Below are 20,229 nucleotides of genomic sequence, written 5' to 3'. Positions count from 1 at the left end.
TATTGTCGCGGTCGCCGGTGAGAGATCCGGATCGGCGCGCGCCGGGCCCCGGAGGTCCGCGGGCGGGCCGGTCCGGTGGGCTGACGGGATCCGGCTCAGGCCGTTGCGTTCCCGCACGCGCGCGGATAGACCGGAGGGCATGACGAGAGCTCAGGAATGGCTGGACGGGTACCTTCGTGCGTGGCGGTCGTATGACGAAGCCGAGGTGCGGGCGCTCTTCACCGACGACGCGGAGTACTGGTTCCGCCCGAACGACGCCGAGCCCACGCGGGGCATCGAGGCGATCGTCGAGATGTGGGACTCCGACCGCGGCGACGACCCGCAGTTCGACTTCGAGGTGCTGATCGAGGACGACCGTCTGGCCATCATGAAGGGCCACGTCGACTACGGCGAGAAGCACTACACGAACATGTGGGAGGTCTGGTTCGCGCCGGACGGCCGCGCACAGAAGTTCGTCGAGTGGTGGATGCTCCCGCGCAAGCGGGGGTGACGCGACCGGGCGGGGTCCGTCGCCGTGTCGGAGACCCGTGCCAGGATGGCGGGGCACCCTTCCGGAAGGTCTTCGCCCCATGCGCATCACCCCTCGGCTCGGCGCCGGTGTCGCCGTGCTCGCCCTGCTTCTGCCCCTCGCGGGGTGCACGGATCCGGGCGAAGAGCTCACCGCGAAGCTCGCGGACTCCCTGGCCGCGTCTTTGTCGGATCACACGCTCTCCGATGTCGAGCTGACGAATCCGAAGGCGACGGAGGTCTTCGACGAGCAGATCGCACCGCTCGCCGACTACCCCGTGAAGGTCACGGCCGATGACGTCGAGCGCGAGGGCGGCAAGGCCACCGTCGAGCTGCACTGGTCGTGGGACATCGAGGGCCACACCTGGGAGTACTCGACCACCGCGGCGCTCCTCGAAGACGAGGAAAGCGAGTGGGCGGTCGACTGGGCGACCGACACGCTCATCCCCGAGCTCGGTCCGAACGAGCGCATCGAGATCGCTCGCGAGTTCGGCCCGCGCGCGGACGTGGTCGACACGGCCGGCACCGCCATCGTCACCTCTCGCCCCGTCGGTCGCTATGGCCTCGACAAGGCCAATACGCCGCCGGACCAGGTCGGCACGTCGGCGGAGGCTATCGCGAATGCGCTCGGCCTCGACCCGGCTGCTTTCCGCGCGCAGGCCGAGGCGGCAGGCGCGCAGGCCTTCGTCGAGGGTCTGGTGGTGCGCGAGGGCCAGGAGGCCCAGTACGTGAAGCCGGAGTTCGCGTCGATCCCCGGGGCGCTGCGCGTCGCGGACGAGGTCACGCTCGCACCGACGCGCACCTTCGCACGCGAGATCCTCGGTGTGGTCGGCGATGCCACGGCCGAGATCGTCGAGAAGTCGGAGGGGGCGATCCGGCCGGGCGATCGCGTCGGCCTCTCCGGCCTGCTGAAGACCTACGACGATCAGCTGCGCGGGACGCCGACCACCCGCATCCACGCCGTCGAGGGCGAGACACGTCGCGAGCTGGCCGCGTGGAAGGGAGAGGCCGGCAAGCCGGTCGCGATCACCCTCGATCTCGCGATGCAGACCGAGGCGGAGCAGATCCTCTCCTCACTGTCGGGTGAGAACGCTCCGGCGAGTGCGCTCGTGGCGATCCGCCCGTCGACGGGCGAGGTGCTGGCGGCGGCGAACGGGCCGGGCAACGGCGGGATGAATGCCGCGACGGCCGGTGAGTACGCGCCAGGATCCACGTTCAAGCTCGTCACCTCGCTCGCGCTGCTGCGCTCGGGCCTGTCGCTCGACGACGTGCTCGCGTGCCCGACGACGCTCGACGTCGACGGCTATACGTTCCACAACTTCGACGACTATCCCGCCTCGGGCATCGGCGCCGTGAGCTTCCGCACGGCTCTCGCCAACTCGTGCAACACGGCGATGATCGGCGCGCGCGACCGGATCGATCCCGCCGACATCACCTCCGCCGCCGCGACGCTGGGACTGACGAAAGCACCGGATCTCGGCTTCCCGCTGGTGCTCGGCGGGGTGCCGAAGCCCGAGGGAGAGACAGAGCGCGCGGCCGACCTCATCGGCCAGGGGCGCGTCACGGCGAGCCCGCTGGGCATGGCGACCGTCGCGGCGTCCATCGCCGCGGGGCGCACGGTGGTGCCGCACCTGATCGACGGCAAGGTCGCCGAACCCGACCCGAAGGCGCCCCTCACCGATGCCGAGGCCGCTTCCCTGCAAGAGCTGATGCGCGCGGTCGTCACGGACGGATCCGCGACCTTCCTCGCCTCGATTCCGGGCGCGCCGGTGGGCGCGAAGACCGGAACGGCCGAGTACGGCGATGCGAACGCCGACGGCGCGTACGCGAAGCACAGCTGGATGATCGGCACCCACGGCGATCTCGCCGTCGCGGTGTTCGTCGAGACGGGCGTCTCGGGCGCCCAGACGGCCGGTCCCCTGCTGCAGGCGTTCTTCGAGAAGTGGTGAGGCGACACGATGCTCCGTCCTCCGACGGCCGCTGACGAACGGTGACGTTGCGATGTGGGAGTTCGATGCCGAGCTGATCCACTGGCGGGGGCCGGCGCCGTTCGTCTTCGCTCCCCTGACGCCGGAGCTGTCCGACGAGGTCAAGGACGCCGCGCGAGGCCTCATGTACTGGGGCCAGGTGCCCGTCACGGCGACGATCGGGGCCACCACGTTCGAGACGGCGATGTGGCCGAAGGACGGCCGCTTCCTGCTCCCGATCAAGGTCGCCGTGCAGCGCGCCGAGCGCCTTGATGTCGGAGACCCGGTTTCGGTCAGGCTGAGCCTGCGGGGTTAGTCCGGCTGAGCCCGCGGGGCTGGCGCCTCAGTTCGGCTCGCAGGCGTAGCCGTCGTTATCGCGGTCCAGGTCGTAGATGTCGCTGCCCACGATGCGGGCCACGCCGTCGAAGTAGGCCGGGCCGTTGCCGCTGCCTCCGGCGCAGTCCACATCGCTGGACACCGGGACACACGCCTCCGCGTAGTTCGCGTCGCAACCGCCCCCTGCCGACCCTGCCACCGGCGCGGGAGCGGCCGGCGGCGGTGCGACGTAGGTGCCGTTCGCGGTCACGCGATCGACCGGGGCACGGGTGATCGCGTCCGAGACGATCACTCGGTCGATCTCCTGCCCGTCGAGGGTGGTGACCCGATACGTGATGGTGCGCTCGCCGGGAACGCCCTCGGTGGTGATGCGCGTCTGCCCCGAGGCGAGGTTGGGGTCGTCGACCGTGACTTCGGCGAACACGACGGCCTCCGTGACGACCTCCTCGCGGACCTCCGGCGTCGCCGTCGGCGTCGGGCTCGGCTTCGGAGTGGGCGTCGCCGAGGGGCGGGGTTCCGCGGTGCGCTGCTCGTTCTGCGACGTGTTCTGCGCGCTGAAGGCGCTAGCCTCGGCCTGCGGTGCGCGTGCCGCACCCGCGACGGCACTCGAGCCTCCCGCGAGCAGCAGAGCCGCCGCAGCGATCGCCGTGAGCGCCATCGCAGACTTGCGCGACCGCAGGCGAAGCCACGTGCGTCCGCCGCGGGCCCAGCCGACGATGCCGGTGATGAGCGCGACGATCGCCAGCGGCAGCGCGATCGGGGGCGCCGCGATTGCGAAGACGACACCCACGGCGATGAGCGCCCACCCCCACCAGCGGATCCGGCGCTTGGCGGGGCTCTCCCGTACCGAGCCCAGCGGATGCGCTGGGGGCGCGCCGTCAGGGCCGACGCTGGTGGTCCAGGCCATGCCGTCCCACCAGCGCACCTGGCCGGGCGTGTCCGGATCCGAATACCAGCCCGGAGGGTGCGAAGTCATGGTGGCGCCTGTCTGCCGAATCGAGGGAGTCGATTCGGATTCAAACAGACGCGCACCCGCGCTCACGGCGGGAGCATCTCACAGACTGAGAGGCGGAGATCGAATACCGGAAGCTGCACGGATCCGACCCGAATCACCGCGGGCCGAGCGGCTCGCCGTCGGAGATCCGGTCTCCGTCAGGCTGAGCCTGCGGGGTCAGCCGACGTTCTTCGACCAGACGGGCGTCGCCGTGACCATGGTGGGCGGTCCGGCGAGCAGGTGCTCCGACTCGGCGAGGTAGGCGAGGTACGGCTCGGTGGTGAGGAATGCTGCCGCCTCCTCGCGTGACGCGTACTGCTGGAAGACCATCAGGGCCTCCGGATCGCCGGCGACGGTCGTGTACACGTACGCCTCGTGGCCGTCATTCGCATCGATGGCGGCGGGCATGTGCCGCTTCCACGCGGCGATCAGCTCGTCGCGCTTGCCGGGAAGGGCCCGGTGGGTCAGGAAGAGTCCGTAGCTCATGCCGCCGACGTTAGCGACGCCCTCCGACATTGGCGGTCGCAGCCGGAAGCCCGCGTCCGCGTCCGCTGCCGAGGAGAAATCCACGGCAGCGGACCGATCCACCGCAGGATGGCCTCCGTTGTGGATTTCTCCTCGGCGACGGCGTTCAGCGCGAGCGTCGGCGTTCAGCTGCGTTCGACGGGCATCCAGAGCTCACAGGTCGCGGTCGAGAAGTCGGGCGCCCGATCGAGGATCGCCACGATGGAAGGCCCGGGGCGAAGACGCCATGGGTTCGACGGGAACCAGTCGGTCGCCGTCGCCGCCCACGCCGCCTGCAGGGCGGCGGGGTGCTCCCCCGAGGTGCGGAAGACGGCCCACGCCCCGGCGGGCACCTCGATGGCGTCGAGGTCATCGGGCACCGCGGTCGCGGTCGATACCGCCACCCCGTGCAGGTACGTGAGCTCCGTGCCCACGGCGGCGTCCGGATCCTGATCCGCGGTCACCTGCAGCAGGCCTGCGGGATCCGTGTCGGAGAGCTGCTTGAGGCGAGCGTGCTCCTCGGCGGGCAGCGAGGCGATGTGCGCCTGAATGTGCGGGTTGATGCCCTCGTGGATCAGCGGCACGCGCGCGGCGTGGCCGATCAGGCGGAAGGCGGGTCGTTCGGTGATGCGGGCATCCATGGGGGTGCTCCCTTCGACGGTCAGGCGGAACCTGAGCTGTGGTTGGCTGCGAAGGGGGCCGCCGTCGCGCCGGACGTCGCCGTGGCTGACACCGTGCACGGCGCGGAACGCGCGGCCGAAGGCCTCGGTCGATCCGTACCCGTACCGCACGGCGATCGTCAGCAGCTCCTCGTCGCCGATCACGTCCGCGGCGGCCACGGTCATCCGCCGGCGCCTCACGTACTCGGACACCGGCATGCCGGCGAGCGACGAGAACATCCGCCGCGCGTGATAGCCCGTGGTGCCCATGGCGCCCGCCAGCGCGTCGACATCCAGCTCGTCGCCGATGTGCGCTTCGACCTCCGCGACGAGGCGGTTGAGGATCTCGATCACGACAGCTCCCTTCCCCTCGACTCTCGCGAATCCCCCGTCCGCGCACCCGACTTTCGGAGACGGATCCGATCGGACCCGTCGATCCAGCGCAAGAGGCCACGCCCGGCTTTGACGATTCCTCCTACCGACAGCGGACGCAAGCGCACGCTCGCTTACCGTGGACGACATGATCCGTCGCCTCCTCGCCCGCGCGTTCTGGCGCTTCAGCGGGTGGAAAATCGTCTCCGAGCCCGCTCCCACACGCCCCACGATCCTGCTCGGGGCCCCGCACACGTCGAACTGGGACTTCGTCCTCATGCTCGCGCTCGCCTGGACGCTGCGGATCGATCTGCACTGGATGGGCAAGAAGAGCCTGTTCCGCGGATGGCGCGGCCCGATCATGCGGGCGCTCGGCGGCATCCCCGTCGATCGCGCGAATCCGGGCGCGCTCGTGCGGGAGATCATCGATCGCGTCCGGTCGGGAGAGATCTTCAGCCTCGTCATCACCCCCGATGGCACGCGTTCGGCGCACACCCACTGGAAGTCGGGCTTCTACCGGATCGCCCGCGAGACCGGCATGCCCGTGACGCTCGGCTTCGTCGACCGCACGACGATGACCTCCGGCCTCGGCCCGACCCTCGCGCTGACGGGCGACGTGCGCGCCGACATGGACGTGATCCGCGCGTTCTACGCCGACAAGGCCGGCTACACCCCGGCGCTCCGCGTCGAACCCCGCCTGCGGGAAGAGGACGCGAAGGGCTGACCCTCAGCCGCGATGATCGGTCAGATCCGGATCGGCACGGAGGACGTCCGCGATCGCCTCCTCGGGGCGCGGAGCGATCGTCTCGTCCTCCTCCAGCTCGGGGACGGTCGGCTCACTGGGCGCGGGCTCGTGGTCGGGCGCGGTGTTGTGGGCGTGCGTGGACATGGGGTGCCTCCTCTCGCGGGGCTCAGGCTACGCGCCACGCCGTCGTGCGGCCAAGCCCCCGCGCCGGCTGACGTCAGGTGCGCTGCCGGTAGTGCAGCAGCACCGCGCCGTTGTCGAAGACCCGCTGCTCGACGAGCTCGAGGTCGAGCCGCGCGTCCTCCGGGATCGCCCGCAGGCCGCCGCCCACGATCTTCGGCACCACGAAGAACCGGAAGTCGCGCACAAGCCCCTCGCGGATCGCCGGCGCCGCCGTCGTCGGTCCGAAGATCTCCACCTCGCCGGTCGCCCCCGCCGCGATCCGCTGGATCTCCTCAAGCCCCAGATCCCGGATCAGCCGCGCATCCGCTCCGAGGTCCGCCTCATCGAGCGTCGACGACGCGACAACGAGGTCCAGTTCGCACCAGCGACGTGCGAACTCGCGCTCCTCGTCGCCCCAGACCTCCTCGGAGGGATCCGGCTCGGCCTCCCAGTACCGCATGAGCTGATAGGTGCGACGTCCGAGGATCTCGGCGCTGACGTCGTTCATGCGCTCGATGTGGAACCGGAAGACGTCCTCGCCCGGTGCGGACCACTGGAAGTCGCCGTCGGCGTCGGCTGCGAATCCGTCGATCGAGACGGTCGCCGTGTAGCTCAGGGTGCCCATGGCGCCATGCTGGTCGGCACGACCGCCGACCGCAATGGGGCGAGCCGGACGGTCAGCAGGCGTCGTAGAGGTGCTCGGCGCCGCCCGCGGCGACGAGGTCCCGATCCCGCAGGATCGCGAGGGGCGCGCGATCCGGCTGGTCACAGACCTCGGCGAACGTGAGGGAGCTGTCGGCGAGCGAATCCGGATACTCGATCTGCAGCACGTGGTCGCCGTACACCTCGGTGTACGCCGCGCACTCCTTCCACGCCCCGCATTCCTCAGTGACCGCGAAGTCGAATCCGAGCTCGTCGCGCGCGACCGGGGCGATCTCGGCGGCGTTCTTCTGTGCGATGGCCAAGCCTGCGCGATGCGCGCGCTCGACATAGGCGGCGGCGAGCGCGTGAGCACCGTCCTCGTCGATGCCGTCGAACCGGGTCCAGGTGTCGAGGTTGTCGATCTCGACAGCATCGAATCCGTCGGTGGCGCAGCCGTCGATCACGGGACCGATGAGCTCGAGGATCCCCGCGCGCTGATCCGCGGTCGACGGATCGAGGATGTATTCATCGGGCCATGCCGGATCCGTCACGGGTTCCGTTCCCGCATCACGCAGCAGCAGCTCGGGGCGATCGAGCCAGCGCTCGTCGCCGGGCTGGGTCTGGAAGCCGTTCACGTAGCAGACGCTGTACGCGCCTTCGAGGGGCTCGGCCGTCGCATCCCTCACGACGACGTCGATCTCGACGAGGGCGTCGCCGCCGTCGACGCGGTCGGAGACCCCGCCGAGCTGGTAGTCGAACACGCCGCTCGTCGGGGGCAGTTGCGGCGCCGAGGCGGGCGATCCGCCCGCACACGCCGTGAGCGACGCGAGCGCCGTGAGGGCCGTGAGAGCCGTGAGAGCCGTGAGCGACACGATGACGACGCCCGACTTGCTGCGAGCTGTCACGATGCGGGCCGCGCTGCTGTATCCATCCCGCTCACGCTATCCCGACGGAACCGTTGCGCGGCGGCGGCTACCAGGCCCGCCCGCGCAGGTCGATGACTCCCACCGGCCACGCGTCGAGAGGGGACACGACCGGCAGGATCAGCAGCGGCTGTCCCGGCGGATCCTCAATGGGCATGCCGTCGCGCGAGATCGAGCGCTCGGCCGCGGTGACGCGCGTCCACCCGCACGCCTCGTAGAACGGCACGACCTCTTCTCGGCACCCCAGGTATCCGAATTCGATGCCCCCGTCGCCCGCCATCGACCGTGCCAGTGCGGCCATCAACTTCTCGCCGAGCCGCTGCCCCCGCGCGGATCCGGCGACGAGCACTCCCCCGACGCCCGCGATGACGACCTCGCCGCCGCCCACAGAGATCCGGCGGCGCCCCCATCCGGCGTGGCCGAGAACCACCGCGCCGGCCCGCGCGATCACGTGCACGTCGTGCGGCGCGTAGCCGTAGGGCTGCGCCGGGTGCCACGGGCCGAAGTCGGCGAGGTACTCCGCGTCGAACAGGCGCGCAAGCGAGGCGACGTCGTCCGATCGGATCAGGGCCTCGTGCCGCACGGGCTCGATCACGATCTCCACCCTCACGACGGTAGTCGTCACCTTCCCTCTTGCCTGTTCGTCCTAGCGCGAGGTTCCGCCCTGCGCGGCGCGGTAGCTGGGGTCTCGCACGCGGCGCACCCAGGGGTAGGTGGTGCTCCCCGGGAGAGGATGTCCCACCGGGTCGAAACGCAGCGCGGCGGAGTCCTGCTCGGCCGCGGGCCGGAGCACGAGCTCGGCGAACGGATGCCATTTGCCGGTGGGGGCGGCGTGATAGATCCGGACTCGCCACGGCTGCTGCTCGAGCGACCGTCGCAGACTCCGAAGGTCGGCAGGCAGCGTGCGCGACGGCACACCCCGCGCGCAGATCATGACCGGACCCTGCGGCGAGCGGTACGGCAAGAGGCTCCCGAAGATCGCGCGCGTCGGTGTGCGCCGCGGGGCGAGCAGGAATCGGGATGGGAAGCCGATGCCGGTCGTGGCGAGCAGCACATCAGCGTGCCCGCCCTCGACGGTGTGGAACCGCACGGCAAGGCCGAGCACGTCCGCGAGCCCGGCCGGCAGCCCGATGCCGCGCGACAGCCGCGCGGTCACCTCAACCGGCTCTTCACGCTCGTCATCGATCCAGTCGATGCCCGACGGCGCCGCACCGCGGATCCACGTCGCACGCCCCGTCAGCACCAGCCCGTGCGGATGGATCGGACGCGGATGACGCACGCGCCGGAGCAGCGAGAAGAAGCCGCGCAGCGCGGCGCCGGTCACATCTGCCAGTCCCGCGAGCATCCGGCCATTATGCCGACGGACGCGTGCCGAGATAACCCCCTTGCGCCAGCGTGGTGACTGCGCAGGGCACAGCGCTTCTTGCGCACCTGCGCGGTGGCGAGGACGATCTGACCACGGGCTGGTGCGCTGAGGCATCGACCTCGACGAAAGGACGTGCACACGTGGACTGGAAGCTCGAGCTGATCGCCGTGCCGGTGACCGACCTCGACCGGGCGAAGGACTTCTACGTCGGTATCGGCTTCAATGCCGACCACGATCACACCGTGTCGGAGGAGGTGCGCTTCATCCAGCTCACGCCTCCGGGCTCGGCCTGCTCCATCGTGCTCGACGCCAACTTCACCGAGATGGCCCCTGGCTCGGTGAAGGGACTCCAGTGCGTCGTGAAGGATGCCGCCGCGGCTCGCGAGTCCCTGCTCGCGGCAGGCGTCGAGGCGAGCGACCTGGACGACCAGGCATGGGGAACCTTCGTGTACTTCTCAGACCCGGATGGCAATAGCTGGGCTCTGCAGCAGCTTCCCGAGTGGTCTCCGAGCTACCAGGCGTAGCCCGGCTGCACGGCGCGACACCGGGTTCCGAGCGGAGTAGGCGACGGAAGCCGCGCACTGGAAGATTCGAATCATGCCCGCGGTGCCGACCAGACCTCACATCCGCGCCGCCTGCCCTGAAGACGTCCCGGCGATCGGTGCAGCCCTGCACGCGTATCTCGCGCAGACCGAGAGGGAGAAGACGACCCACGACGCCGGCGGGCAGCTCTCGCCCGTGGGCGACCTTCCCGAGGGATACCGCGCCGAGGTCCGGGATCCGATCGGCACCCTTGCCAGCTGCCGTATCCTCGTCGCGGACCTGGATGGCCGCGTGGCCGGCGTTGTTGTGCTGAAGCCGGGCGCGGATTCGGTCGAGATCAAGCGTCTGTGGGCGTCACCGGATGTGCGCGGTCAGGGAATCGGATCGGCCCTGCTCGACGCGGCGATCAGTGAGTCCGGCGCCCTCCCCGTAACGCTCACGGTCTGGGACTGGCGCCAGGACGTGATCAGACTCTACGCATCGCGCGGATTCGAGCAGGTCGCGTCCTGGGACGAGCGGCCGCGACTCGTCTGCATGCGACTCGCGTCGGGCGGCTCGTCATCACGTCAGTCGTCCCCCTGAAGCACCTCGTCGCGCCCAGCTCGCCGCGCGCCGAGTTCGCGCAATGCCGGCGCATCCAGCACCGCTCGTGCAACCCGCTCGTCCGCTCCCAGCGCGATCTCGCTGGTGTAGATGGGGGCGCCGATGAACCATGACCGATCCTCTGGCCAGATCAGCGACGGGATGTCGCCGGTGTGCCGCAGTGCGCCGACCGACGAGAGCGGACCGGACCACAGGAAGTAGTTCCGCCCCGGCAACGTCAGCGGGGAGGCGTCGGGCCGTGCGACGCGTCGGCGGGCCATTGCCTCCTGCGCCCGCCTGAGCTCCCCATCGTCGTGTGGCCCTACGAGGAAAACGCTGGATCCGGCTGCTGTGCGGGGATCCTCGTCGCGGTTGTACAGCCAGCCCCATCCCTCCCAGAGGGCGGTGTGAACGACCTGCGCGCCCGTGAACGGCGCGACCTGCTCGATCAGAGCCTCCAGAACCTGGTAGTCGTGCCGTTCGGGATCCTCTTCGCCCCACGGAATCGGGACCACGACGTACGCCTCGTACCCCGCGGGGACGGCATGGCCCAGGGTCGGCCCGAACTCGTCGAGGAGCGGGCCGATCCATTCGCCGGCTGCAGGCCCCGCACTCCAGGACGCGCCCGCAGCACGTAGGTACTCATCCATGGGCGGCACGCTATCGGACGCCGTTCGTGCTGATGCGAGGGTTACGAGCGCACCGCCCAGCGCGCCGTGCGTGTCATCCAGCGCAGCGTGCGGCGAGCGACAGATGAAGCAGCGGGTACGGGCGTCCCGCCTCGTCCACCTTGCTCCGCCCCGTCACGCGGAAGCCATTGCGCTCGTAGAAGCGAGCTGCGGCCGCGTTCTGCTCGTTCACGTCGAGCGCCAACACCTGCTGCTCCGCGACGACGTGCTCGAGCAGCATCCGCCCCACACCGCTCCCGCGCAGCGCCGCGTCAACGAACAGCATCTCGAGGCGCCCGCGAGCGGTACCCGCGAAACCGACGATCCGCCCATTCGCCTCTGCGGCGGTGAGGAGCACCTGCGGCAGATAGTCCGACGCCAGCATCGACTCGATCTGCCGGCGATCCTCCTCCGCGAGGAAGTCATGCGTCGCGAGCACCGCGCTGCGCCAGATCTCGACCAGGCGCGGGTACTCCGCGGCGCCGGTCACCGGACGGATCGTCACAGACGTCATCAGATCTCCCCCTGGGCGGTCAGGCGCGGGACGGCCCCGCCGACGAGACATCGAGTCTCTCCCGCAGGGCGCGTTCTCAGACGTTGAACCTGAACTCCACGACGTCGCCGTCCTGCATGACGTAGTCCTTGCCCTCGATGCGCACGCGGCCCTTGGCCTTGGCGTCTGCCATGGAGCCGGCCTCGTCGAGATCCGCGAAGGCGACGACCTCGGCCTTGATGAAGCCGCGTTCGAAGTCAGAGTGGATGACGCCGGCGGCCTGCGGGGCGGTCGCGCCCTTGCGGATCGTCCAGGCGCGCGACTCCTTGGGGCCGGCGGTGAGGTAGGTCTGGAGGCCGAGCGTCTCGAAGCCGACGCGGGCGAGCTGGTCGAGGCCCGACTCCTCCTGGCCGAGCGACTGCAGCAGCTCGAGCGCCTCGTCGTGGTCGAGGTCGATCAGCTCCGACTCGACCTTCGCGTCGAGGAACACGGCCTTGGCCGGGGCGACCAGCGCCGCGAGCTCGGCCATGCGATCCGCGTCGCCGAGCACGCCCTCGTCGACGTTGAAGACGAACAGCGTGGGCTTGGCGGTGAGAAGGCCCAGCTCGCGGATCGGCGTCACGTCGAAGGCGGCCTGGAAGAGCGTCTTGCCCGTGTCGAGCACGGCCTTCGCTTCCTGCGCGGCCGCGAGCACACCAGCGTCGGCCTTCTTGCCCTTGACCTCCTTCTCGAGACGCGGGATCGCCTTCTCGAGGGTCTGCAGGTCGGCGAGGATCAGCTCGGTGTTGATCGTCTCCATGTCGGAGGCCGGATCGACCTTGCCATCCACGTGCACAACGTCTCCGTCCGCGAAGCCGCGCACGACCTGCGCGATCGCGTCGGCCTCGCGGATGTTCGCGAGGAACTTGTTGCCGAGGCCCTCGCCCTCGCTCGCGCCGCGCACGATGCCGGCGATGTCGACGAACGAGACGGGAGCGGGGAGGATGCGCTGCGATCCGAAGATCTCCGCGAGGCGGTTCAGGCGCGGATCCGGCAGCTCCACCACGCCCACGTTGGGCTCGATCGTCGCGAACGGGTAGTTCGCGGCGAGAACCGAGTTCTTGGTCAGGGCGTTGAAGAGGGTCGACTTGCCGACGTTGGGAAGGCCGACGATTCCGATGGTAAGAGCCACGGGAGACCAGTCTACGCGGGCGCTCGCGGCGCGCCTGGCAGGATCCCGCAGGCCGTCGCGCAGACTCGGAGCGTGGCTCTGGACTTCACCGCGATCGACTTCGAAACCGCCAACGGATCGCGCGCCTCGGCGTGCCAGGTCGGCCTGACGAAGGTGCGCGGTGGCGAGGTCGTCGCGACGGCGGGCTGGCTGATCCGGCCCCCCGCCGGCCACGACGACTTCCTGGAGTGGAACACGCGGATCCACGGCATCACCGCCGAGGACGTCGTGGATGCGCTGACGTGGGACGAGCAGATCGAGGATCTGATCGGCTTCGCCGAGGACGACGTGCTCGTCGCCCATAACGCGAGCTTCGACATGGGCGTGTTGAAGGCGGCGTGCGAGGTCACCCGCTTCGACCTGCCGGCCTATCGCTACGCCTGCACGCTGCAGGTGGCGCGCAAGGTCTACCAGCTTCCGTCGTACCGGCTGCCGGTCGCCGCGGAGGCGGCGGGCTTCACGGGCTTCTCGCACCACGACGCGGTCGCCGACGCCCTCGCCTGCGCGCACATCCTGATCGACGCGGCGAGGCGCTCCGGTGCGGCGCACATGGACGACCTGCCCGGGCTCATCGGCGCGAAGCTCAACCGCATCCAGCCGGCGGTGCTCGCCGCCTGACGGGCAATGTCGGAGGCCCCGCGCATGATGGGGTCATGGACGCACTCAGCCTGCTGCTCGTGATCGTCGCCCTCGTCGCGGGGGCCGCGATCGGCTGGTTCGCGCACGCGACCCGCACGGCGCGCGATGCGGCGGACGCCCGCGCATCGCTGGCGGCGCGAGACGCCGAGACGGCGGCGCTGCGCCTCGCACTCGAGCGCGAGGAAGATCTGCGGCGCGACGCGATCGCACATGCGCAGACCGAACGCGCGGCCGCCGATGAGCGGGCACGGCGAGAGAGCGCCGTGCTCACGGCCCTCTCCCCCGTGCGCGAGAGCCTGCATCGCATGCAGCAGCGGGTCGACGAGATGGAGCGCGAGCGGCACAGCCAGTTCGGCACGATCGCCGAGCAGCTGCGCCGCGCGCACGCCTCAGACGAGGCCCTGCGCGCCACCACGGAGTCGCTCGCCGGCGCGCTGCGCTCGACCACGGCGCGCGGCGTCTGGGGCGAGACTCAGCTGCGTCGCGTGGTCGAGTCGGCCGGCCTCGTGCGCCACGTCGACTTCGACACCCAGGCGGTGCTCACGGGTGATGACGTGAGCGGCCGCCCCGACATGGTGGTGCGTCTGCCGGGCGACAAGTCCATCGCCATCGACGCCAAGGCGCCCCTCGACGCGTTCCTCGACGCGGCGGCCATCCCCGACACGGTGGCCGGCGACGATGCGCGCCGGCGACGCGAGCTGCTCAAGCAGCACGTCAAGGCGGTGCGCGGCCACGTCGATGCGCTCGCCCGCAAGGCGTACTGGGCCGGGCTCCCGTCGAGTCCCGAGTTCGTCGTGTGCTTCCTGCCGAGCGAGTCCATCCTGTCGGTCGCGCTCGACGAAGATCCGACGCTGCTCGAGTACGCCTTCTCGAAGCGCGTCGCTCTCGCCTCGCCGGTCAACCTGTTCGCCGTGCTCAAGACGGTCGCCTACGCGTGGACGCAGCAGGAGGTGTCCGACGAGGCGCGCACGCTGTTCACGCTGGGCAACCAGCTCTACGAGCGCCTGGGCACCCTCGCTCAGCATGCCGGAGACCTGCGACGCGCCATCGAGCGCACCGTCGACAGCTATAACAAGTTCGCGGGATCCCTCGAGTCGCGCGTCCTGGTGACCGCCCGCCAGTTCCCGGGCATCGACGAGACGAAGCTGACCGCGATGGCGGATCCGCAGCCGCTGCATGCGCCGGTGCGCAGACTCGCGGCGCCCGAACTGCTCGACGGGCTCGACGACCGTCCCGTCGCCGAGCGCGCGGTCACCGAGTCGATCGCCGCACAGCTGGATCCGTCGCGGATCGGCGAGGCGTGATCAGCCGGGGATGAGGCTCAGCAGCGCCGTGACGGCGCCTGAGAAGCCCACGAAGGCGCCGATGAACCACCAGGCGCTGGGCTCCTGTCCGGGGGCGCGGCGCACGCGCAGCAGCACGTCGGGACGGCGGGCCGGATCGTAGACGGGCTGAGACTGGGTGACGGCCTTCGCCGCCGTGCGCTGAGTCGGCGCGTGCTGAACTGCCATGCCTTCGCCCCTCCTGAGTTCCCCGATGTACGGCTCGTGCCATCTTCTCAGAACGAACCTCCGAAGACGGTCACAGCTCCGTCACACGGCGGGTCTCACATGGGCATGTATGCCCACTCAGCAGTGCATCACAGCCACTTCGATACCAGGTGGTCAGACGAGATCCGGCGCAGCGTGCCCGAGTGGCTGCGCAGCACAACGCTCTCGGTGTAGACGTAGTCGCCCTCGCGACGCACACCGGCGACGAGCTGGCCGTCGGTCACGCCCGTGGCGACGAACAGCGTGTTCTTCCCCTTGACCAGGTCGTCGGCCTCGTAGACGTGATCCATCTTGAGGCCCGCGTCGATGCCCTTCTGGCGCTCGTCGTCGTCGCGCGGCCACATCCGCCCCTGGATGTGCCCGCCGAGCGCCTTGATCGCGCACGCCGTGACGATGCCCTCGGGGCTGCCTCCCACGCCCACGCACATGTCGGTGCGCGCATCGTGACGCGCCGCGTTGATGCCGCCGGCGACATCGCCGTCGCTCATCAGACGCGTGCCCGCGCCCGCCTCGCGGATCTCCTGGATGAGCTTCTCGTGGCGCGGCCGGTTCAGCACCGACACAACGATCTCCTCGACCGGCTTGCCGAGCGCCTTCGCCAGCAGGCGGATGTTCTCGCCGATGGGAAGGCGGATGTCGACCACGCCCACGCCTGCCGGCCCGGTGACGAGCTTGTCCATGTAGAACACGCTGGACGCATCGAGCATCGTGCCGCGATCGGACATCGCGATGACCGAGAGGGCATTCTGGCGACCCGCGGCGGTCAGAGACGTGCCGTCGATCGGATCCACGGCGATGTCGTACGCACGTCCCTCCCCCGTGCCGACGTGCTCGCCGTTGTAGAGCATCGGGGCGTTGTCCTTCTCGCCCTCGCCGATCACCACCACACCGTCGAAGTCCACGGTCGACAGGAACGCGCGCATCCCGTCCACGGCCGCGCCGTCGGCTTCCTCCTTCGCCCCGCGTCCGATGTACGGGACGGCCCGGATGGCAGCGGCCTCGGTGGCGCGCACCAACTCGAGGGCGATGTTGCGGTCGGGGTGGAGGGGGGCCAGATCGGGAGTCATGGGGCCAACGTATGGCGATCCCTCGCGGAATTCCGCGCACGCGGCATGCAGAAAACCGCGTTCTTTCGAAAACGGCAAAGGATGGCGCTTCCCGACCTCTGCCTCCGGCATGAACCCCGGTCTTTCCCTAGACTGGCCGTAATCCCGAACGACTTTCCAAGGAGCACACATGGCCTTCGCCACCCCGGATCAGTACGCAGAGATGCTCGACCGAGCGAAGGCCGGCGGCTTCGCCTACCCCGCGTTCAACGTCTCGAGCTCGCAGACGATCAACGCGGTGCTCCAGGGTCTGCAGGAGGCCGGCTCCGACGGCATCCTCCAGGTGACCACCGGCGGCGCCGACTACTTCGCGGGCCACACCATCAAGAACCGCGCCGTCGGCGCCCTCGCGATGGCCGACTACGTGAAGCGCGTCGCCCAGTCGTACGACATCACCGTCGCCGTGCACACCGACCACTGCCCCAAGGACGCCCTCGACAGCTTCCTGCTGCCGATCCTGGCGGCCAGCGAGGAGCAGTTCCAGGCGACCGGCGCTCCGATCTTCCACTCGCACATGTGGGATGGCTCGGCCGTGCCGCTCGACGAGAACATCGAGATCGCCAAGGGCCTGCTCCCCCGCACGAAGAACATCGGCTCGATCCTCGAGATCGAGGTCGGCGTCGTCGGCGGCGAGGAGGACGGCGTCGCGCACGAGGGCTCCAATGACGCCCTCTACACGACGGTGGCCGACGTGGCCCAGGCCGTCGAGGCCCTCGGCCTCGGCGAGAACGGCCGCTACATCTCGGCTCTCACCTTCGGCAACGTGCACGGCGTCTACAAGCCGGGCGGCGTCAAGCTGCGCCCCGAGCTCCTCGGCGAGATCCAGGAGGGCATCGCCGCCCAGTTCGGCACTGGCCCGAAGCCCCTCGACCTCGTCTTCCACGGCGGCTCGGGCTCGACGGACGAGGAGATCGCCACCGCGGTCGCCAACGGCGTCATCAAGATGAACATCGACACCGACACGCAGTACGCGTTCACGCGTGCGGTCGCCGGCTACATGCTCTCGAACTACGACGGCGTGCTGAAGGTGGACGGCGAGGTCGGCAACAAGAAGCAGTACGACCCGCGCGCCTGGGGCAAGGTCGCCGAGACGGCCATGGCCGCTCGCGTCGTCGAGGCCACGAAGCAGCTCGGCTCGGCCGGCAAGTCGCAGCGCTGAGCTCAGCCTGATCGCCGAGAGGCCCGGGACCAGCTGGTCCCGGGCCTCTCGCCATGTCCGGATCGACGGATCCGGATCCGCGGATCGGCTCAGCGCCTCACGCGCGCGGCGGGTTGGCCGGCAGCCACTCGTCGAGGCGCGTCTCGAAGATCCACGCGTCACCGTCGAAGGGCACCAGTGTGCGCTCCGAGATCGGGCCGCCGTAGTACAGGGCGCTGTCGTCGCGGATCACCTCGCGCGCGTCGTGACGGAACGCCAGCGCGCGACGCACCCACTCGTCGAGGCCGAAGGCCTCGGGGCCCGCGATCTCGATGTCGCCGACCGCGTGGCGGTTGGCCGCGGTGTCGGCCACGGCCGTCGCGACGTCCTCGGCGGCGATGGGCTGCACCAGCCCGCCCGGCAGGCGCACCGCTCCGTCGACGACCGAGATGTCGGCGATCGCTCCGACGAACTCGAAGAACTGCGTGGCGTGCACCAGCGAGTACGGCACACCGGAATCACGGATGAGCTTCTCCTGCGCGACCTTCGCGTCGAAGTACGCGTTCACGCCCGGCTGGGTGCCGACGATCGTCAGTGCGACGTGGTGCTTCACGCCCGCCGCCTTCTCTGCGGCGAGGAGGTTCGTGGTGCCGGCGACGAAGAAGTCCATCACGTCCTGCGGCGCGAACGACGGCGAGTTCGACACGTCGACCACCACATCCGCTCCCGCCAGGGCCTCTGCAAGCCCCTCGCCCGTCACGGCATTCACACCGCTGTTCGGCGAGGCGGCGACCGCCTCGTGCCCGAACGCCTGCAGCTTCGAGACGACCTTCGAGCCGATGAGCCCCGTGCCTCCGATGACCACGATCTTCGCCATTGCCTTGCCTTTCGCTGTCGGGGTGGCCGCCCGATTGCGGCCCCTGCAGGTGTGACCAGGCAGCGCCGCTCCTTGTGACGGCGTCAGCGATCCCAATCGGTGAGGCGAGCCGGATCCGTGATCCACCACGCGCGCTCCACGCCATCCACGCACACCTCCACGGGCAGGATCGCGACGGTGCGGCCGCGGCTGCGCACGGCCAGGCCCGGGGAACCGTTCACGCTCACCTGCTCGACCACGGCATCCGGATCCGCCGCGCGATACCCGAGAAGGAACACCTCGAGCTCTCGCTCGCCATGCAGCTCCATCACGCCGCTTCGACGTGGGAGAGCTTCTCCGGTGCCATGACCCACAGCAGACGCGTGATGCCGTCGGCGGAGGCGGTGAGGGTCAGCATGGTCGTGACGCGCCCCTCCTGCGACAGGGTGACGGCGGGCTGGTCGTTGATCTGCGTCCAGCCGATCTCCTTGCCGGCCCAGAAGTGCGACGAGAACGCGGCGACGAACTTCGCCACCCGTCCGGCGCCGCGCACGGGGATGCGAGCGGCGAGCTTCACGCCGTTGCCGTCGGTCCAGCTGCCGACGTCCGCCGCGAACAGGGCCTCGAGCTCCGACGCCTCTCCGCGCTGCGCGGCCGCCAGGAACGCCTCCAGCAGCCTCCGCTGATCCGGCTCGGGAACGGACACGCGCTTCTCGGAGGCCAGATGCCGGCGCGCTCTGCTCACCAGCTGACGGGCCGAAGCCTGGCTGGTCTGCAGGATCTCTGCGATCCGCTCGTACTCGTAATCGAGTGCCTCGCGCAGCACGTAGGCCGCGCGTTCGGTCGGCGTGAGCTTCTCGAGCAGGATGAGGATCGCGAACTGCAGCGCCTCCCCGCGCTCGGCCCCCAGCAGCGGGTCGTCCTCGGTGTTCACGGGCTCGGGCAGCCACGGGCCGATGTAGGTCTCGCGGCGTGTGTGCGCCGAGTTCAGTGCGTTGATCGAGAGACGAGTGGTGACGGTGGTGAGGAAGGCGATCGGCTCGCGGATGCCGGATCGATCAGTGCTCTGCCAGCGGATCCAGACATCCTGCAGCACGTCCTCGGCATCCGCGACGCTGCCGAGCATCCGGTAGGCCACTCCGAACAGGCGTCTGCGGCACTCCTCGAAGACGCGCACGGCCTCGGCGATCCCGGCGCGGTCCTCGACCGACTCGTCAGCGCTCACGATGCTCATACTCGCGTTGACAGGGCGGCGGCGCGATCTGTGACATCCGGATCTCTCGGCGTGTCGCGGATCGCGCCCGCCTCCGTCAACGCTCCACAGGCAGCCGCAGCTCGACGCCCGCGAGTCGCTCGAGCTGCCGCCAGAGCGCCTCCGCGACACCCTCCGGCGGAGCCACGGTGTGCACGAGAGGCTCCACGCGCACGGGCACGCCCCGGATGCCGTTCTGTGGCCCGAAGAAGCCGCCGCCCTCGGCCTCGGGGTCGACGAGCGCGCGCACACCGGGCCAGGCCGCGGCGTCCTTGCCCTGGGCCCACGGCGTGAACGGATTGCGCTGATAGCGCGTTGTGTGGTCGCGCACTCCGGCCCGCTCGGGGGTCTTCGCATCGACGCCCACACCCGGATGCGCAACCAGCGAGCGCACGGGCGACGCCGCGGCGCGCAGCCGCCTGTCGAGCTCGTAGGCGAACACCTCGGTCGCCGTCTTGGCCTGCGTGTACGCCAGCACCGGGCTGCGAGGCACATCGCGCAGATCCGCGATCTGCGGCTTCCACCGCTTCACAAAGCCGGTCGAAGCGTGCACGATGCGCGCGTCGCGTCCGGTCTTTCGGGCGGTCTCGGACAGCCGGTCCAGCACCCCCGCGACGAGCGCGAAGTTCGCGACGGCGTGCGTGCCGACGAGGTCGGGCAGGCCGTCGGTTGTGAGGCCGCCGCGGGTGAGCGTCATCGAGCCGCCGTTGAGGAAGATCCCGTCGAGCATCGGCAGGGCCGAGAGCCGCTCCGCCGCCTCGCGCACCCGGGCGAGGGAGGCGAGATCGACGACGACGACGTCGACCTGCGCGTCCCGCGTGCGTGCGCGGATCGCCGCACGCGCCGCCTCGAGCTTCGCGGACGATCGCGAGGCGAGCACAACGCTCGCCCCCGCGGAAGCGAGCTGTTCGGCGGCGAAGTAGCCGATGCCGGCCGTCGCCCCCGTCACGGCGTACGTGCGACCGGCGAGGTCGGGCAGGTTGTGCGGGTCCCAGGGCATGGCATCTCCTCGTGA

Annotated in this window: 25 protein-coding genes and 1 pseudogene; 9 read left to right on the top strand and 17 right to left on the bottom strand. The window is 70.1% G+C overall.

The window, feature by feature from the left end:
- The first annotated feature begins 139 nt into the window (after nt 1-139).
- The 3 genes from J5V96_RS01975 (at nt 140) to J5V96_RS01965 (ending at nt 2,790) form a co-directional block, all read left to right on the top strand.
- Nucleotides 140-490 (top strand): nuclear transport factor 2 family protein, encoded by a 351-nt coding sequence (locus tag J5V96_RS01975; protein ID WP_208499970.1) that lies wholly within the window; start codon nt 140-142, stop codon nt 488-490.
- A gap of 79 nt (nt 491-569) precedes the next feature.
- Entirely contained in the window at nt 570-2,456 is a 1,887-nt protein-coding gene (locus J5V96_RS01970; RefSeq protein ID WP_208499969.1) for a penicillin-binding transpeptidase domain-containing protein, read from the top strand.
- 52 nt (nt 2,457-2,508) lie between these two features.
- The gene (locus J5V96_RS01965) at nt 2,509-2,790 is read left to right on the top strand and encodes a DUF1905 domain-containing protein (protein ID WP_208499968.1); all 282 of its coding nucleotides are present in this window, start codon (nt 2,509-2,511) and stop codon (nt 2,788-2,790) included.
- Nucleotides 2,791-2,817: 27 nt separating this feature from the next.
- Here the strand turns inward: J5V96_RS01965 and J5V96_RS01960 are convergent, their stop codons facing one another.
- The 3 genes from J5V96_RS01960 to J5V96_RS01950 form a co-directional block, all read right to left on the bottom strand.
- Nucleotides 2,818-3,786, bottom strand: coding sequence for a G5 domain-containing protein (locus J5V96_RS01960; protein ID WP_208499967.1), 969 nt, complete (start codon nt 3,784-3,786; stop codon nt 2,818-2,820).
- Nucleotides 3,787-3,981: 195 nt separating this feature from the next.
- Entirely contained in the window at nt 3,982-4,290 is a 309-nt protein-coding gene (locus J5V96_RS01955; protein WP_208499966.1) for a putative quinol monooxygenase, read from the bottom strand.
- Nucleotides 4,291-4,454: 164 nt separating this feature from the next.
- Nucleotides 4,455-5,321 carry an AraC family transcriptional regulator gene (locus tag J5V96_RS01950; RefSeq protein ID WP_307793225.1) on the bottom strand — a complete coding sequence of 289 codons (867 nt, stop codon included), beginning with the start codon at nt 5,319-5,321 and terminating at the stop codon, nt 4,455-4,457.
- A gap of 166 nt (nt 5,322-5,487) precedes the next feature.
- Here J5V96_RS01950 and J5V96_RS01945 point away from each other — a divergent pair, with 166 nt between their 5' ends.
- A complete protein-coding gene (locus tag J5V96_RS01945) occupies nt 5,488-6,063 on the top strand; it encodes a 1-acyl-sn-glycerol-3-phosphate acyltransferase (RefSeq protein ID WP_208499964.1) in 576 nt (191 codons plus the stop codon).
- Nucleotides 6,064-6,066: 3 nt separating this feature from the next.
- Here J5V96_RS01945 and J5V96_RS01940 read toward each other — a convergent pair whose 3' ends face one another.
- From J5V96_RS01940 to J5V96_RS01920, 5 genes are all read right to left on the bottom strand, one after another.
- Nucleotides 6,067-6,228 carry a hypothetical protein gene (locus J5V96_RS01940; protein WP_208499963.1) on the bottom strand — a complete coding sequence of 54 codons (162 nt, stop codon included), beginning with the start codon at nt 6,226-6,228 and terminating at the stop codon, nt 6,067-6,069.
- A gap of 73 nt (nt 6,229-6,301) precedes the next feature.
- Nucleotides 6,302-6,871 carry a dihydrofolate reductase family protein gene (locus tag J5V96_RS01935; protein WP_208499962.1) on the bottom strand — a complete coding sequence of 190 codons (570 nt, stop codon included), beginning with the start codon at nt 6,869-6,871 and terminating at the stop codon, nt 6,302-6,304.
- A gap of 52 nt (nt 6,872-6,923) precedes the next feature.
- The gene (locus J5V96_RS01930; protein WP_307793223.1) at nt 6,924-7,793 is read right to left on the bottom strand and encodes an endo alpha-1,4 polygalactosaminidase; all 870 of its coding nucleotides are present in this window, start codon (nt 7,791-7,793) and stop codon (nt 6,924-6,926) included.
- Between the two features lie 67 nt (nt 7,794-7,860).
- Complete coding sequence (locus tag J5V96_RS01925) at nt 7,861-8,436, bottom strand: GNAT family N-acetyltransferase (protein WP_307793221.1); 576 nt, start codon at nt 8,434-8,436, stop codon at nt 7,861-7,863.
- 21 nt (nt 8,437-8,457) lie between these two features.
- Nucleotides 8,458-9,156 carry a hypothetical protein gene (locus J5V96_RS01920; protein WP_208499961.1) on the bottom strand — a complete coding sequence of 233 codons (699 nt, stop codon included), beginning with the start codon at nt 9,154-9,156 and terminating at the stop codon, nt 8,458-8,460.
- 161 nt (nt 9,157-9,317) lie between these two features.
- Between J5V96_RS01920 and J5V96_RS01915 the strand changes: the two genes are divergently transcribed.
- Nucleotides 9,318-9,701 (top strand): VOC family protein, encoded by a 384-nt coding sequence (locus J5V96_RS01915; protein ID WP_208499960.1) that lies wholly within the window; start codon nt 9,318-9,320, stop codon nt 9,699-9,701.
- A gap of 73 nt (nt 9,702-9,774) precedes the next feature.
- Nucleotides 9,775-10,302, top strand: a complete 528-nt coding sequence (locus J5V96_RS01910) for a GNAT family N-acetyltransferase (RefSeq protein WP_208499959.1) — start codon at nt 9,775-9,777, stop codon at nt 10,300-10,302.
- Here J5V96_RS01910 and J5V96_RS01905 read toward each other — a convergent pair.
- The 3 genes from J5V96_RS01905 to ychF form a co-directional block, all read right to left on the bottom strand.
- The gene (locus J5V96_RS01905; protein ID WP_208499958.1) at nt 10,287-10,961 is read right to left on the bottom strand and encodes a hypothetical protein; all 675 of its coding nucleotides are present in this window, start codon (nt 10,959-10,961) and stop codon (nt 10,287-10,289) included. The genes J5V96_RS01910 and J5V96_RS01905 overlap by 16 nt on opposite strands.
- 64 nt (nt 10,962-11,025) lie before the next feature.
- Complete coding sequence (locus J5V96_RS01900) at nt 11,026-11,484, bottom strand: acetyltransferase (protein WP_208499957.1); 459 nt, start codon at nt 11,482-11,484, stop codon at nt 11,026-11,028.
- A 76-nt stretch (nt 11,485-11,560) separates the two neighbouring features.
- Nucleotides 11,561-12,634, bottom strand: a complete 1,074-nt coding sequence (gene ychF / locus J5V96_RS01895) for a redox-regulated ATPase YchF (protein ID WP_208499956.1) — start codon at nt 12,632-12,634, stop codon at nt 11,561-11,563.
- A gap of 72 nt (nt 12,635-12,706) precedes the next feature.
- Here ychF and J5V96_RS01890 point away from each other — a divergent pair, with 72 nt between their 5' ends.
- Together J5V96_RS01890 and J5V96_RS01885 are read left to right on the top strand one after the other, a co-directional pair.
- On the top strand, nt 12,707-13,291 hold the full coding sequence (locus tag J5V96_RS01890; RefSeq protein WP_208499955.1) for a 3'-5' exonuclease: 585 nt from the start codon (nt 12,707-12,709) through the stop codon (nt 13,289-13,291).
- Nucleotides 13,292-13,326: 35 nt separating this feature from the next.
- Nucleotides 13,327-14,616, top strand: a complete 1,290-nt coding sequence (locus tag J5V96_RS01885) for a DNA recombination protein RmuC (RefSeq protein WP_208499954.1) — start codon at nt 13,327-13,329, stop codon at nt 14,614-14,616.
- On the opposite strand, the gene J5V96_RS01880 is transcribed toward J5V96_RS01885, so the two are convergent.
- Both J5V96_RS01880 and glpX read right to left on the bottom strand, forming a co-directional pair.
- The gene (locus J5V96_RS01880; RefSeq protein ID WP_208499953.1) at nt 14,617-14,823 is read right to left on the bottom strand and encodes a UDP-N-acetylmuramyl pentapeptide phosphotransferase; all 207 of its coding nucleotides are present in this window, start codon (nt 14,821-14,823) and stop codon (nt 14,617-14,619) included.
- A gap of 128 nt (nt 14,824-14,951) precedes the next feature.
- Nucleotides 14,952-15,929, bottom strand: coding sequence for a class II fructose-bisphosphatase (glpX, locus tag J5V96_RS01875; RefSeq protein ID WP_208499952.1), 978 nt, complete (start codon nt 15,927-15,929; stop codon nt 14,952-14,954).
- Between the two features lie 166 nt (nt 15,930-16,095).
- On the opposite strand from glpX, the pseudogene fbaA reads away from it, so the two are divergent.
- A pseudogene (gene fbaA / locus J5V96_RS01870) lies at nt 16,096-17,127 on the top strand (class II fructose-bisphosphate aldolase); the annotation flags it as partial.
- Between the two features lie 97 nt (nt 17,128-17,224).
- Here fbaA and J5V96_RS01865 read toward each other — a convergent pair.
- From J5V96_RS01865 to J5V96_RS01850, 4 genes are all read right to left on the bottom strand, one after another.
- Nucleotides 17,225-17,983, bottom strand: a complete 759-nt coding sequence (locus J5V96_RS01865) for an SDR family oxidoreductase (RefSeq protein WP_208499950.1) — start codon at nt 17,981-17,983, stop codon at nt 17,225-17,227.
- A gap of 83 nt (nt 17,984-18,066) precedes the next feature.
- On the bottom strand, nt 18,067-18,294 hold the full coding sequence (locus J5V96_RS01860) for a hypothetical protein (protein WP_208499949.1): 228 nt from the start codon (nt 18,292-18,294) through the stop codon (nt 18,067-18,069).
- A complete protein-coding gene (locus tag J5V96_RS01855; protein ID WP_307793214.1) occupies nt 18,291-19,187 on the bottom strand; it encodes an RNA polymerase sigma-70 factor in 897 nt (298 codons plus the stop codon). Before J5V96_RS01855 ends, J5V96_RS01860 begins: the two co-directional genes overlap by 4 nt.
- Before the next feature lie 85 nt (nt 19,188-19,272).
- Complete coding sequence (locus tag J5V96_RS01850) at nt 19,273-20,214, bottom strand: SDR family NAD(P)-dependent oxidoreductase (protein ID WP_208499947.1); 942 nt, start codon at nt 20,212-20,214, stop codon at nt 19,273-19,275.
- Nucleotides 20,215-20,229 lie beyond the last annotated feature (15 nt).

The organism is Microbacterium stercoris, from assembly GCF_017592545.1.
Lineage (GTDB): Bacteria > Actinomycetota > Actinomycetes > Actinomycetales > Microbacteriaceae > Microbacterium > Microbacterium stercoris.
The sequence above is the reverse complement of the archived record's forward strand: the minus strand, read 5'-3'. Positions and strand labels throughout refer to the sequence as shown.